Annotated in this window: 11 protein-coding genes and 1 riboswitch; of the genes, 4 read left to right on the top strand and 7 right to left on the bottom strand. The window is 68.0% G+C overall.

The window, feature by feature from the left end:
• Window positions 1–14: 14 nt before the first annotated feature.
• Window positions 15–1,013, bottom strand: coding sequence for a thiamine ABC transporter substrate-binding protein (locus tag EV192_RS25070; RefSeq protein ID WP_132119377.1), 999 nt, complete (start codon window positions 1,011–1,013; stop codon window positions 15–17).
• A riboswitch (TPP riboswitch) is annotated at window positions 1,007–1,119 on the bottom strand. It overlaps the preceding gene by 7 nt.
• A 24-nt stretch (window positions 1,120–1,143) precedes the next feature.
• Here EV192_RS25070 and EV192_RS25065 point away from each other — a divergent pair.
• Window positions 1,144–1,440, top strand: coding sequence for a 4a-hydroxytetrahydrobiopterin dehydratase (locus EV192_RS25065; protein ID WP_132119375.1), 297 nt, complete (start codon window positions 1,144–1,146; stop codon window positions 1,438–1,440).
• A 57-nt stretch (window positions 1,441–1,497) separates the two neighbouring features.
• Here the strand turns inward: EV192_RS25065 and EV192_RS25060 are convergent, their stop codons facing one another.
• Together EV192_RS25060 and ychF are read right to left on the bottom strand one after the other, a co-directional pair.
• Window positions 1,498–1,887 carry a VOC family protein gene (locus EV192_RS25060; protein WP_132119373.1) on the bottom strand — a complete coding sequence of 130 codons (390 nt, stop codon included), beginning with the start codon at window positions 1,885–1,887 and terminating at the stop codon, window positions 1,498–1,500.
• A 115-nt stretch (window positions 1,888–2,002) separates the two neighbouring features.
• Window positions 2,003–3,082, bottom strand: coding sequence for a redox-regulated ATPase YchF (ychF, locus tag EV192_RS25055; protein WP_132119371.1), 1,080 nt, complete (start codon window positions 3,080–3,082; stop codon window positions 2,003–2,005).
• 99 nt (window positions 3,083–3,181) lie between these two features.
• Here ychF and EV192_RS25050 point away from each other — a divergent pair, with 99 nt between their 5' ends.
• Entirely contained in the window at window positions 3,182–4,492 is a 1,311-nt protein-coding gene (locus tag EV192_RS25050; protein ID WP_132119369.1) for a DNA-3-methyladenine glycosylase 2 family protein, read from the top strand.
• Window positions 4,493–4,936: 444 nt separating this feature from the next.
• On the opposite strand, the gene EV192_RS25045 is transcribed toward EV192_RS25050, so the two are convergent.
• The 3 genes from EV192_RS25045 to EV192_RS25035 all read right to left on the bottom strand — a co-directional run bounded on the left by EV192_RS25045 (window position 4,937) and on the right by EV192_RS25035 (window position 9,679).
• Window positions 4,937–5,197, bottom strand: coding sequence for a hypothetical protein (locus EV192_RS25045; RefSeq protein ID WP_132119367.1), 261 nt, complete (start codon window positions 5,195–5,197; stop codon window positions 4,937–4,939).
• Window positions 5,198–5,570: 373 nt separating this feature from the next.
• A complete protein-coding gene (locus EV192_RS25040) occupies window positions 5,571–8,537 on the bottom strand; it encodes an AAA family ATPase (protein ID WP_132119365.1) in 2,967 nt (988 codons plus the stop codon).
• Window positions 8,534–9,679 carry an exonuclease SbcCD subunit D gene (locus EV192_RS25035; protein WP_132119363.1) on the bottom strand — a complete coding sequence of 382 codons (1,146 nt, stop codon included), beginning with the start codon at window positions 9,677–9,679 and terminating at the stop codon, window positions 8,534–8,536. Before EV192_RS25035 ends, EV192_RS25040 begins: the two co-directional genes overlap by 4 nt.
• Before the next feature lie 205 nt (window positions 9,680–9,884).
• Here EV192_RS25035 and rmuC point away from each other — a divergent pair, with 205 nt between their 5' ends.
• Together rmuC and EV192_RS25025 are read left to right on the top strand one after the other, a co-directional pair.
• Window positions 9,885–10,826: a DNA recombination protein RmuC gene (gene rmuC, locus EV192_RS25030; RefSeq protein WP_243727052.1), complete on the top strand. Its 942-nt coding sequence runs from the start codon at window positions 9,885–9,887 to the stop codon at window positions 10,824–10,826.
• A 191-nt stretch (window positions 10,827–11,017) separates the two neighbouring features.
• Window positions 11,018–12,046 carry a DUF6542 domain-containing protein gene (locus tag EV192_RS25025; protein WP_132119361.1) on the top strand — a complete coding sequence of 343 codons (1,029 nt, stop codon included), beginning with the start codon at window positions 11,018–11,020 and terminating at the stop codon, window positions 12,044–12,046.
• A gap of 403 nt (window positions 12,047–12,449) precedes the next feature.
• Here the strand turns inward: EV192_RS25025 and EV192_RS25020 are convergent, their stop codons facing one another.
• Window positions 12,450–13,406 carry a 4-hydroxy-3-methylbut-2-enyl diphosphate reductase gene (locus EV192_RS25020; protein WP_132119359.1) on the bottom strand — a complete coding sequence of 319 codons (957 nt, stop codon included), beginning with the start codon at window positions 13,404–13,406 and terminating at the stop codon, window positions 12,450–12,452.
• Between the last annotated feature and the right edge of the window lie 23 nt (window positions 13,407–13,429).

Genomic DNA, 13,429 nt, shown 5'->3' with positions numbered 1-13,429 from the left:
CACCAGGACACCGCCTACCCTTGGACGAGCGAACGCCACTGGTTGACCCAGTTCTCCCGGTTCTGCTGGACTTCGTCCGAGGACAGCGCGGGCGCGTCCGTCGGCAAGGGCGCGGACTGCTTCCACGCGTCCGGCAGCGCCACGCCGTCCCGCGTCGGGTAGACGTACATCTGGTCGGCGACCTCGGCCTGGAACTGCTGGGAAATGAGCCAGTCCAGGACCTTCTTGGCCTGGTCAGGGTGTTTCGCGCCGGTCAGCACACCCGCGTACTCGATCTGCCGGTAACACGTGTCCAGCAAAGCCCTGGTGCCCGGGGTCGCGGCCGGTGACGACGCGTAGGACACCACGACCGGCCTGGTTCCCTTGCCGGTGCCGGAGAAGCTCTGGTTGTACGCCACCTCCCAACCGTCGACGACCTGGACGCCGTTGGCCTTCAGCCTCCTCCAGTAGTCCTGCCAGCCGCTCGGCCCGAAGTGCTTGACCGTGCCGAACAGGAACGCCAGGCCGGGTGAGCTGGTCGCCGGGCTCTCGACGACGAGCATGTCCTTGTACTTGGGGTCGGCGAGGTCCTCGTACGTCTTGGGCTCAGGCACACCCTTCAACCCGGCCGTGTGCACGTTCACACAGACGTCGCCCACGTCGACCGCGGTGAGCCGGTTGCTGCCGTCCGCCTGGTAGCGCTGTGGGCCGTTGGCGGCGTCCGGGCTCTGGTACGGCTGGAACACGTTCTCCTGCAAGGCGCGGGAGGCGAACGTGTTGTCCACCCCGTACGCGATGTCGCCGATCGGGTTCGCCTTGGTCAGCACGAGTTGGTTGGTCAACGCGCCGGCGTCCCCGGTCTTGCGGACGTCGACCTTGATCCCGGTGGTCTTCTGGAACTCGTCGAGCAACTCCTTGCGTACCGTGAAGGAATCGTGGGTGACCAAGGTGACGTCAGCCGGCTGGCTGTCCCCGCCTGACAACGAACACCCCGCTGTGACCAGCACCAACGCGACGACAGCGCGTCGAAACATCCGTCCTCCCGTCCCTGCGCCGGCATGACCCGGATCAGGTTCGTACGGTCGAGAGCTGGTTGCTCTCCTCTCAGCCCGGCACGACCGGACTCCCGTGGCAGAACATTGAGCATAGATGCACTATTGACGGATGGCCGAACTGCTCACCGAAGACCAGATCGACGACGCCCTCAGCCACCTGCCCGGCTGGCGCCGGGACGGGGCGACCCTGGTGCGTTCCGCCGAGCTGGCTTCCTTCGTCCAGGCGATCCAGGTGGTGAACCGGGTCGCGGAGATCGCGGAGAACGACGACCACCACCCGGACATCGACATCCGGTGGCGGACCCTGGTGTTCCACCTGAGCACCCACTCGGCGGGCGGGCTGACCTCGAAGGACGTCGCTCTCGCCGCCGAGATCGACACCGTGCTGGACGCACTCGCCGGGTAACCACGGCGTCGCCGCGGAACGCCCTGAACTCGGACGTTTCCGCGGTGGCGTCGGCCCCTAGACCTGGCGCGCGGTCTCCCAGAGGCCCATGATGTTGCCTTCGGTGTCCTTGTAGTAGCCGGAGAAGCCCATGTCCCCGACCGCGGTGCGGCCGGCGACCGTGGTCCCGCCCAGCTTCTCGATCGTGGCGAGGGCGTCGTCGACGTTGTCGACCTCGATGGTGACCACCGGGCCGGCGGCGTCACCGAGGCTCCGGTCGAACATGCCGCCGTTGATGTACCCGGGTTCAGTCGTCCTACCCTGCTCGTTCATGGGTCCGGTCGCCGCCATCGTGTAGCTGACCTCAGGCATCACCATGAGGTTCCAGCCGAACGCCTCCCGGTAGAACTCGCGCGCCCGGTCACCGTCCTCGAACGGGATCTCGAAATGAACGACACGGCCACTCATAGCCGCCGCCTCTCAGTCGTCGGACTGCTCCGCCGGAGAGGCTAGTCCCACCTGGACAGTGCCGCCAGACTTGTTCACATCCAACAGGATCACCCGCCGCCGAGGGAACTCCGCACTAGACGTTGAAGCGGAACTCGACCACGTCGCCGTCGGCCATGACGTAGTCCTTGCCCTCGATGCGGACCTTGCCCGCCGACTTGGCCGCAGCCATGGACCCCGCTTCGACCAGGTCGTCGTAAGAGACCACCTCGGCTTTGATGAACCCACGTTCGAAGTCGGTGTGGATCACGCCGGCCGCCTGAGGCGCGGTGTCACCCTGCTTGATGGTCCAGGCCCGGGACTCCTTCGGGCCGGCGGTGAGGTACGTCTGCAGGCCCAGGGTGTGGAAGCCGGCGCGAGCCAGGGAGTACAGGCCGGGCTCGTCCTGGCCGATCGACTCCAGCAGCTCGCGGCGGGATTCCTCGTCCAGCTCCAGCAGCTCGGCCTCGACCTTGGCGTCGAGGAAGACCGCGTCCGCCGGGGCGACGAGTTTGGCCAGCTCGGCGCGGCGGTCCGGGTCGCCGAGGACGGTCTCGTCGGCGTTGAACACGTACAGGAAAGGCTTGAGGGTGAGCAGGCTCAGCTCACGCAGCAGCGCCGGGTCGATCTCCTTACGGGCGGCGAACAGGGTCCGGCCTTCGTTGAGGATCGCCTGGGCCTGCTGCGCGGCGTCCAATGCCGGCCTGGCCTCCTTCCTGGTGCGTGCCTCCTTCTCCAGGCGTGGCAACGCTTTCTCAAGGGTCTGCAGGTCGGCGAGGATGAGTTCGGTGTTGATCGTCTCGATGTCGTCAGCCGGGTCGACCCGGCCGTCGACGTGCACCACGTCCGGATCGTCGAACACCCGGATGACCTGGCAGATCGCGTTGGCCTCGCGGATGTTGGCGAGGAACTTGTTGCCCAGCCCGGCGCCCTCGGACGCGCCCTTGACGATGCCCGCGATGTCCACGAAGGACACGACGGCGGGCACGGTCCGCTCGGACGAGAACAGCTCGGCGAGCTTGTCCAGCCGGGGGTCCGGCAGCGGCACCACGCCCACGTTCGGCTCGATCGTCGCGAACGGGTAGTTGGCCGCCAGCACGTCGTTGTTGGTCAGCGCGTTGAACAGGGTCGACTTGCCGACGTTGGGCAGGCCGACGATACCGAGGGTGAGGCTCACGGCCACGAGTCTATGTGCACCCTGCCCTGGTCATTTCCCCCGCAGCCCCATGTCTGATTCCCGCTAGTCGACGTGCCGGACCGGACGTAGCCTCGGATCATGCTCGTCGACACCGAACGCGGATACCGGGCCGTCGCCGCCAGGGACGCACGTTTCGACGGCCAGTTCATCCTGGCGGTCCGCACCACCGGGATCTACTGCCGTCCGTCCTGCCCGGCGACCACCCCGAAGCGCAGGAACGTCGAGTTCTACGCCACAGCGGCCGCCGCGCAAGCAGCCGGTTACCGAGCGTGTCGCCGCTGCCTGCCCGACGCGGTGCCCGGCTCACCCGAGTGGAATCTCCGCGCCGACCTGGCCGGACGCGCCATGCGACTGATCTCGGACGGCGTGGTCGAGCGGGAAGGCGTCACCGGCCTCGCCACCCGCCTCGGCTACTCGGAACGGCACGTCACCCGGATGCTCATGGCGGAGCTGGGCGCCAGCCCCCTCGCCCTGGCCCGCGCGCACCGCGCCCACTCGGCCCGACTGCTCATCGAAACCACGAACATGCCCTTCGCGGACATCGCGTTCGCCTCGGGTTTCGCCAGCATCCGCCAGTTCAACGACACGATCCGCGCGGTCTTCGCCGCCACGCCCACCCAACTACGCGTCGGTGCCCACCGCCGCCGCCCCACGGCGGCAGCCGGGAAAGTCAGCCTCCGCCTGGCCTTCCGAAAGCCGTTCGACGCCGCCGGCCTCCTCGACTTCTTCCGCCGGGAAGCCCTCCCCGGAGTCGAATCGGTCACCGACAGGTACGCCCGAACCCTCCGCCTCCCCCACGGCACAGCCACCGCCCGCCTGATCTCCATGCCCGACCACATCGACTGCACCCTGAGGCTGTCGGACATGCGTGACCTGGGCAGCGCCGTCGCCCGCCTCCGCCGCCTGTTCGACCTGGACGCCGATCCCTGCGCGGTCGACGAAGCCCTCGCCACCGACCCCCAACTCGCCCCCCTGGTCGCGAACAGACCGGGCCTGCGCCTGCCGGGCAGCGTCGACGGCACCGAAACCCTCCTGAAAACCCTGGTCCCCCAAGAAACCCTGATCAACCTGGGCGACCCCCTCCCCCAACCCGACGGAGAACTGACCACCCTCTTCCCCACCGCGAAAGCGATAGCGGAAAACACCACCGGAACCCCGCAAGCAGTAGCCACCGCAATCGCCAACGGAACCCTCGACATCCACGTCGGCTCAGACCCCCAAACCCTCACCGAAACCCTGAATTCTTACGGCGTAAAACAAAAGACGACAAACTACATCCTGATGAGAGTCCTAGGCGCCCCAGACATCATGCTGTCCGAAACAGCCGGCTCAGAATCCTGGAGCCCCTGGCGTTCCTACGCCAGCATGCACCTCGACCAAATCCACTAACCCACCACACCCACCCGGCCAAGCCCTGCTAACCCACCACATCCATCTGGCCAGGCCCCATTGTCCCGCCACACCCAGCCCGGCCAGGCCCACTCATCCACCACAACCGCTTTGGCCAAGCCCATTCACCCACCTCGCCAGGCCCACTCACGCACCTGGCCAGGCCCACTGGCGCAACACCCCCATCCGGCCAAGCCACTCACCCACCACACCCATCTGGCCGGGCCCCAGTGACCCGCCATATCCACCCGGCCAGGCCCCACTGACCCACTACAACCACCCGGCCAGGCCCATTCACCCACCACACCCACCTTGGCCAGGCCCATTCACCCACCTGGCCAGGCCCACTCACGCACCACTCCCACCTTGGCCAAGCCCACTGACCCGCCACACCCACCTGGCCGGGCCCCAGTGACCCGCCACATCCACTTTGGCCAAACCCACTCACGCACCTGGCCAGGCCCACACACGCACCACTCCCACCTTGGCCAGGGTCCACTCACCTGCCACACCCACCACACCACCTGGCCAGTCCACTACCGACCACTCCCCACATCGGCCACCACCCATCCCCAAAGCCCAACCACCGGCCATACCAAACTGGCTGACACCCCGCTCCAACTCCGCGGACCGGTTGGCCGCCAGCGCCGCGAGCAACGCGTCGCCCACGATCTCCGGATCCGCCGCCCCTGCCCACCACTTCAACCACCCGCACCCACCAATTCCGCCATCGCTCGCAGCGCCCGACCAACCACCTCACCACCCGGGCCCACCTGACCTGCCGCTGTCGCCACGAGTTCAGCCAGCTGGGGCTACCACCCACCCCTGCCCGACAACTCAGCCACCCACACCCACCAGTTCCCGCCGCCACCCGCAACTCCCGACCAGCAGCCACCCCCACCACTCGAGCCCTACCTGGCCTTGGGAATGCCCTCGCCGCAGGTAGACGGATCAAACTACCGAGCGCATCCTCTCTCCCGCCAAACCCCGGGAGTACTCCGACCAGTCCGCCGCAGCGAACCCTGTTTCACATCCGCCCCAGTCGTCGAATCAGACTGGACCATCTCGCCGATTCGGCCTAGGCGACGATCTCGAGTCGAGATCCGGCCCGAGCCTTCCGAACCCGCAGTCGCACCGGGATCCGCTGCCGTAGTTCCTCCACATGGGACACCAGTCCGACCACGCGCCCACCCGCTCGCAACTCGTCCAATGTGTCCATGACCTCGTCCAGGGTGTCCGCGTCCAGTGTGCCGAAGCCCTCGTCCACGAACAGTGTGTCCAGCAGGGCTCCCCCGGTTTCCGCTGCCACGACGTCCGCCAGGCCCAGTGCCAACGCGAGGGAGGCCAGAAAGGATTCGCCACCGGAGAGGGTCTTGGCCGGTCGCACCTTTCCCGAGTAGTCGTCCAGGACGTCCAGCCCGAGTCCGCCTCGGGTGCCGTGTGCCCCGGCCGCGTCTGAGTGCACGAACGAGTACCGGCCTTGGCTCATCCGGCTCAACCGCGCGGTGGCAGCGACCGCGACCTCCTCCAAGCGTGCCGCCAGCACGTATGAGCGCAACGACATCCGGCGCGCGTTCTGCCCACGCCCGTTCACCACGTCGGTCAGCGCAGCCAACTCCGCCTGCTCTGCCTCCATCGGCTCGAGCGCGGTCCATTCGGCGCGCAACCGCATCGCCAGTGCCCGCACGTCCGCCGACCGGCGTTCGACCTCGCGCAACACGGCCACCTCGGCCTCGGCAACCTCGCGTGCGGAGCCCAGCTCAGCCGTCAGCCCCGCCAGGTCGATCTCGGCGTCGGCGTCGACACCGGCCAGTTCGGGCTCGGCAAGCACGGCGCGCGCGGCGGCTCGCCGGTTGTCCAGCTCGCTGGTCATCCGGTCCAGGTCGGCCAGGCGCAACTCGTCGCGGGCAGCGTCCAGCGCAAAGTCCAGCCCGTCAAAGCCCGCCTCCATCGCCGCAGCCTGCACCCCGGCTTCCTGCGTAGCCAACCGTGACTGCAGCCGACTGCACTCGCTGCGCGCGTGCAGCAGCTCTGTCACCGCGTCAGCCATCGCCACCAAGTGTTCGCGACGAGCCCGGACGTCCGGGTACTCACCGCGCGCCGGGTCCAGGCGTTTGGCCCGCGCCTCGACGACTTTGCCGAGTTGTTCGCGTTCGGTACGCAGGCTGACCAGCTCTTGCTTGGCCGCGGACAGCAGACCGGAGATCGACGCCGTCCGCGCGTCCAGCTCGCTGACGCGCGCCATGTCCGGCTCACGCCCAGCCGCCAGCGCGGCCGCCGACTCGGCCTCTTCGTCCACTCTGGACAGTTCGGCCGTCTCGTCCTCGGCCGACGTTGTGCCAAGCCGCTCCCGCAGCCCGGCCACGTCCAACACGGCCGCCTGGTGCGCGCGTTCCGCCGCCGCTCGGATCGCCTGCGCCTCCTGCTCGGCAGTGGACGCGGCCGACTCCTCAGCCTCGCTGACCGCCCCAGGCACAGCCCGGGCTCGGTCTGGGTGCTCGGCCGAGCCGCACACCGGGCACGGCTCGCCAGCCGTGAGCCGACTCGCCAGCTCCGCGGCCATGCCTTCCAACCGGCGGGCCCGGAAGGCCAGCGACCGTTCGCGCGCCTGCTGGTGCGCGTCGACCGCCGAGAGCAGCCCTTTCTCCGTCCGAGTCACCGCGACCTCGGCGTCCACGAGCTTGTGGCGTAAGGCGATCCGGTTGGCAAGCTCCGTTCTGCGAGCAGTCAGCCCGTCGAGCCGCGCGGCTGCCTCTCTGGCGAGCGCGAGCCGTTCGTGCGCCGACTTGAGCTGCTGCGGCAGCGCCATGAGCTCGGCCTCCAGGTCGTCGACCTTGACGTCCGCGTCCCATTCGGCGTTGATCAGCCTGGTCAGCCTGGTCTGTGCTTTCTTCTGGTGTTTCACCTCCTCGATCAGTTGGGCCAACCCACCTGCTTCCTCACGCAGGCGTGCGGATTCCTCGCGGAGCAACGACTCCTCCGCCTCCATCCGGTGAAAACCGGCTCGTTTGGCCATGTCCGTCGCGTCGGACAAAGCCTTCTCGGCGTGTTCCAGTTCGGCGCGCACCTGAACCGCCGCACGGTTGGCCACCACCACAGGAACTGCGCGCCGGGCGCTCGCCCGCTCGGCGATCCACTCCTGCTGTTGTGGCCGCATATCGTCGCACTCGGCCAGTTCGGCCTGTGCGGTTCGCAGCCTACCGACGCGCACCGACAATTCTCGTCCGCGATTCAGCTCTTGCTCGGCTGTGGCCGCTGTTTCCCCTGCAAGCTTGGCCTTTTCTCGCGCGTCGGACTCGGCGGCGCCGAGACGTTCGGCGATCACTCCAAGCCATTCGTCGTCCGCCGACTGGTCCTCCGGCGGCTCTTCGCCCGCCGCCTGGGCAACCCTCGCCACCAGACGCATCGCGTTCGCCCGCCGGCCTTCCAGCACCCGGCCGCGCTCGGTCCGGCGATCCCGGAACCACTCCTCAACCTTGGCGAACCGGTCCGTGCCGAACAGTTTTTCCAGCAACCGTTCCCGTTCGGTGGTCTCCGCACGCAGGAACCGTGCGAACTCCCCTTGCGGCAACAGGACAACCTGGAAGAACTGCTCGGCCGTCATCCCCAGCAGCCGCTCGACCGTGCGCGCGACCTCTTCAATCCGGAGCAGACCGTCACGTTCGAAGCCGCTGGGCGGGTCGCCGACCCACGTGAGCGAGACCTTGGCCTGCTGTTTCGTGGTCCCCTCGCCGCGCCTCTTCGGCCGCTCGTACTCGGGACTCCGCGCGATCAGCAACCGGTGTCCCTGAACTGTGAGTTCAAGCTTGACCTCGGTAAGCGTGTTGTCGTCCGCGTAGTCACACCGCAGCCTGCGCGCATCGTTGCGCACGCCAGGTACGCGTCCGAACAGCGCGAAAGCAATGGCGTCGAGCAGGGTCGTCTTGCCTGCGCCGGTTTCGCCGTGCAGCAGGAACAGTCCGTCCGCGCCGAGCATGTCGAAGTCCACTGCCTCATGTCCCGGGTAGGGACCGAAGGCGGCGACTTCCAAGCTGTGCAGCCTCATTTCTCGCCCTCCGCCGCGTAGACGGCACCAAGCGCGTCCGCGAGCCAACCACGCTCACGTTCGTTCGGTTCGTCCCGCGCATCAGTCACGAAACAGCACGCGACCTCATGGTCCGAACGGCCACGCACGGCCTCGCTGTATCGCACCGCACCACCAGCGCGCCCGCCCTCTGGTTGCCATTCCATATGCACCGCGTGGGGAAAACGGACTTGCAGACGACGCAACGCGTCAACAGGGCGCACGCGGTCGGTGAGCGTCACGGAAAGGTAGTGGTCCTGGACAGTGTCGTGATCGGGGTCGACCAGCAGGTCGTCCAGCCGCCCGGTGATCTTCGCCAGCGGACGCGGCACCGGCAGCATCCTTCGTTCCACAGTGGACAAACCCGCCGCGTCCAGGTCGACGATCCACACCGACTTGTGCTGCCGGGCCTCGGAGAACGAGTACGCGAGCGGACTCCCCGAATATCTGAGGTGGTCGGCGAGCTGTTGCGCGCCGTGCAGGTGCCCCAGTGCGACGTAGTCGACGTCGTCGAAGGTCGACCCGGGAACCTGTTCGACTCCGCCGACGGCAATCGGCCGCTCGGAGTCGCACGGCTCGCCACCTGTGACGAACGCGTGCGCGAGCACAACGGACCGCGCGCCTGGCCGCGCGCACAGGTCTGCGCGTATCCGGCGCATGGCCTCACTGAGGACGTCGGTGTGACCGCGTTCGGCGATGTCGAGCGATTGCCGTGCGATTTCCGGCTCCAGATACGGAATGCCGTACAGAACGACCTCGCCATGCTCGTCGTGCAGGACGACCGGTCGGTCGATGTCCGGGATCCGAGTCCGCAGATGGAGGCCACCGGCGGCAGCGAACTCGCCGAACGCACCGAGCCGGGGCGCCGAGTCGTGGTTTCCCGGCGTGATCACCAGATGCGCGCCGGCCGCACGGATACGTGCCAGCACACGCGCGCACACCTGCACGGCTTCGGCGGACGGCACTGCGCGGTCGTAGATGTCCCCCGCGACCACAACGACGTCGACGCGTTCGTCGGCGACGAGGTCCGCCAGGCCGCCGAGCACCGACTCCTGCTCGACCAGCAGGTCGGCGCCGTGGAAGGTCCGCCCCACGTGCCAGTCGGACGTGTGCAGCAGCCTCATGCCCACCAAGTTATTCCGCCGCCGCGACAAAGCCCGGCACCACCCCCGGCGTGTCCCGCGGCCAGCGCGGCGAACACCGGAATTGTCGGTGCCCCTTGCCATGATGTCCCCACCCGGATCGACCAGGGCCTGGCACGAAAGCTCGACCAGAACTGTCAGTCCCCCGCGTCATGATGATCACAACCAGCTTGAGAAGGGATTTCCAGTGGCTTGGGCAGTGGCGGTACTGGCACTGCTGCTCATCGGTGCGGTGTTCGCGCTCTGGCGGCTCTACACCGACGGGATGCGCAGGACAGAGGCGGCGATGCAGCAGCTCGCCACCGAGCGCGCGCGTTCCGACGAGCAGCACACGGCGCTGCGGCGGTACGAGGTGGCGTTCGCGTCCATCTCCGGCCGCGGCGAACTTGGCGAGCAGGTGCTCGTCGAGACGGCCAGGGCGCTCGGGTTACGTGAGGGCATCCACTTCACCGTGCAGACAGACCTGGCAGGCGGCGGCGCGGCCCGCCCTGACCTGGTGCTGCTCGTCGGCGAGGGCCACCGGGTCCCGGTCGACGCCAAGGCGAGCATGGCGTGCTGGGCCGAGGCCGTGGAAACGGACAACGCGGAGGAACGGCTCGACGCCCTACGCGTGCACGTCCGCAATATCCGTTCACGGGCAACGGAACTGGCCGCGAAGGGCTACCAGCGATGGGCGGACGCGATCTACGGGACGATCATGTTCGTCCCGTCGGACGCGGCGGTCGTCGCGGCGTTGGACACCGATCCGAACCTGCTGCGATGGCTACTCGATCGACGCGTGTTCCTGTGTGGGCCAACGGGATTCGCGGTGGTCGCAGCCGGGGCGCTGTTCGCGGCGACGGAACGGGCGTTGGCCGCCGACGTGGAGGTGGTCCGGGCGCAGGCCGCCAACGCGCACCGGCTGGCCGGGGCGGCGATCGACGCGGTGAACCTGTCCAGCACCCACCTGCAGCGGTTCCTGTCGGCACGAAGACGGGAACTGGACGCCCTGGAGGGCTTCCGGGCGGCGGTCACCCCACTCACCGACGCCGCGGCCAGCCCGACTCCGGTCGCACCCATCCGACGAGCGGACGAGATCAACGCGGGCGGCCCGAGCCTGGCGGACGAGGCGGTGGTCGACAGCGCATGAATCAGGTGCCCTGCGGGCGTCCAAACGTGCAGAGAAAGCAATTCACGAGGTCAGCGGAGGTGACCAGGCCGAAACACGACAACTGAATTGAGCCAGCTGAGTGGTCGGGATCACACCGAACGGGCTAAACCTGCTCACTAGCGGCGGCTGGTCGGTCATTGCCACAGCGGGAGCGTCTACCGTGTGGAAGCGTGACCGCCACGCGCGATCGCGACAGCGATCTTGATTCCGACACGGCGCACGTCGAATGGGACGAAAGGCCCATCGTCGGCCGAGGCCGTGGGTTGCCCTGGTGGGCGGCCGTCTTGTTGGCCCTCGTGCTCTCGGCGGCCGGCGCGATCCTGGACAAGGATCGGCTGACCGACGACGACCGCTTGACGTCCCTAGGGCTCTACCAGGTGCTGTTCCTGGCCGGCTGCGTGGTGGCGGTGTTGGCGGTCCGGCGGCGAAACCTGTTCGGGCCGATGGTGCAGCCACCGCTGATCTTCGCGGTGACGTTCATCCCGGTACAACTGACTGCGCGGACCAGTACCGAGACCGGCATGAAGAAGCTGATCTTCGAGGTGGGTCTACCGCTGGCGAGCAGCTTCCCCTGGATGGCCGGTGCCACAGCGGGAACGATCCTGCTCGGCGTCCTCCGGCTACTCATCCAGCGGGACCCGAACGGTCGCGCGGGACGCTTAGATGCGGCGGGCGAAGACCGCCCGCGTCGTGAACGATCCCGCGAGGATGACGACCCGCCGCGGCGACCGGCCCGTGACGATCGCGCCCAGCGGTCGAGCCGGGACGACCAACGCTCCCGGGACGAGCGCCGTGGGCGAGACGAGCGCGGTCCACGGGACGAACGCAGCTCAAGGGATGAACGCAACTCCAGGGGCGAACGCGGCTCCGCTGGCGAACGCGGTGCTAGAGGCGAACGCGGTTCCGCGGGTGATCGTGGTTCCAGAGGCGAACGCGGCCAGCGAGACGAGCGTGGCCCGAGGGACGACCGTGCCCAGCGTCGCGACCAAAGCCCGCCGCCACGCCGCCCGGCCCGAGATGACCAGGACGACCGCCCACAGCGTTCGGGTCGGGAAGGCCGGGACGACCGAGGTGATCGCGGCAACCGCGGTGAGGCCCAGCCTCGCCGTAACCCGCCGCGCCCCCGGGAGCAAGGCGGGAGGCCCCGTGGCAGCTCTCCGCAGCGCCGCCGGCCCCGCGAGGACGACTACCGCGACTGAGGACGAGCGACATAGCCCTCGATCGCGACGAGCCAGGCCCAGGTGGTTCCGGTCGGTATTCCGGAAACCACCCAAGGTAAGTCCGGAATAGACCTTCCGCGTCGCCGTCGCCCCGACAGCCGGTTTCGTTGGCTGAGAACCACGAAGTCCGGAGTCGCTTCAGCAGCCGTCGCCAAAGGTCCATCGCGGCCGGTCAGAGGATGGCCAAGGCAGGCCTTCGCCAAGCAAGACCAAGGAAGTTGAACCAACCGAAACGGAGCCAGGCCAGCCAACCGGCAAGGCCGAACAGCCAGTCAGGCAAGTCCCGTGCGACAAAGCAGCCAAACAATCGAGTCCCGAACAGCCGTCCGATCGCCCAGGCGAGTCCCGAACAGCGGTCCCTGCCGGGCAGCCGTCACGGCTCTCAGGCTGTGTTGAGGTCCTTGCGGAGTTCGCGGGGTAGTGCGAAGGCGATCTTCTCGTTGGCCGTTGTGATCTCCTGGACGTCTTCCCAGCCTCGCTCGGCGAGGTAGGCCAGAACGTCCATCACGAGGTTGTCGGGCACTGAGGCGCCGCTGGTGACGCCGACCGTGGTGACCCCGTCCAGCCAGGACTCCCAGATCTCGTGGGCGAAGTCGACCAGGTGGGCGGCGCGGGCGCCGGCCTGGAGGGCGACTTCGACCAGGCGCTTGGAGTTCGACGAGTTCTGTGAGCCGACCACGATCACCAGGTCGCACTCGGCGGCCATCGCTTTGACCGCGACCTGGCGGTTCTGGGTGGCGTAGCAGATGTCGTCGCTGGGTGGGTCGGAGAGCATGGGGAAGCGGGCGCGCAGCTGGTCGACGCGTTCCATGGTCTCGTCGACCGAGAGGGTGGTTTGGGACAGCCAGATCACTTTGGACGGATCGCGAACTGTGACCGTCGCCGCGTCCTCGGCTGTGTCGACGAGTTGGACGTGGTCGGGGGCTTCGCCGGCCGTTCCTTCGACTTCCTCGTGGCCGTGGTGGCCGATCAGGAGGATGTCGTAGTCGTCGCGGGCGAAGCGCTTGGCTTCCATGTGGACCTTTGTCACCAATGGGCACGTCGCGTCGATTGTGCGCAGGCCACGGGTGGCGGCCTGGGTGTGCACCTCGGGTGAGACGCCGTGAGCGGAGAACACGACCAGCGCGCCTTCGGGGACCTCGTCGGTTTCGTCCACGAAGATCGCACCACGCTCGCGCAGGGTCTCCACCACATGGCGGTTGTGCACGATCTCCTTCCGCACGTAGACCGGCGGTCCGTACGTGTCGAGCGCTTTCTCCACCGTGATCACCGCACGGTCCACACCAGCGCAGTAACCACGCGGTTTGGCCAGCAGCACCCGTTTGGTCGTCTCGCTCATGCCTCCCAGGGTACGGGGGCGGG

This window comes from Actinocrispum wychmicini (genome assembly GCF_004345645.1).
Taxonomy (GTDB): Bacteria; Actinomycetota; Actinomycetes; order Mycobacteriales; family Pseudonocardiaceae; genus Kibdelosporangium; species Kibdelosporangium wychmicini.
The sequence above is the reverse complement of the archived record's forward strand: the minus strand, read 5'-3'. Positions and strand labels throughout refer to the sequence as shown.

What these genes read in the sequence shown, in the direction of transcription:
- EV192_RS25070 (WP_132119377.1), bottom strand. Translation starts at nt 1,013, where the DNA reads ATGTTTCGACGCGCTGTCGTCGCGTTGGTGCTGGTCACAGCGGGGTGT.
- EV192_RS25065 (WP_132119375.1), top strand. Translation starts at nt 1,144, where the DNA reads ATGGCCGAACTGCTCACCGAAGACCAGATCGACGACGCCCTCAGCCAC.
- EV192_RS25060 (WP_132119373.1), bottom strand. Translation starts at nt 1,887, where the DNA reads ATGAGTGGCCGTGTCGTTCATTTCGAGATCCCGTTCGAGGACGGTGAC.
- EV192_RS25050 (WP_132119369.1), top strand. Translation starts at nt 3,182, where the DNA reads ATGCTCGTCGACACCGAACGCGGATACCGGGCCGTCGCCGCCAGGGAC.
- EV192_RS25040 (WP_132119365.1), bottom strand. Translation starts at nt 8,537, where the DNA reads ATGAGGCTGCACAGCTTGGAAGTCGCCGCCTTCGGTCCCTACCCGGGA.
- EV192_RS25035 (WP_132119363.1), bottom strand. Translation starts at nt 9,679, where the DNA reads ATGAGGCTGCTGCACACGTCCGACTGGCACGTGGGGCGGACCTTCCAC.
- EV192_RS25020 (WP_132119359.1), bottom strand. Translation starts at nt 13,406, where the DNA reads ATGAGCGAGACGACCAAACGGGTGCTGCTGGCCAAACCGCGTGGTTAC.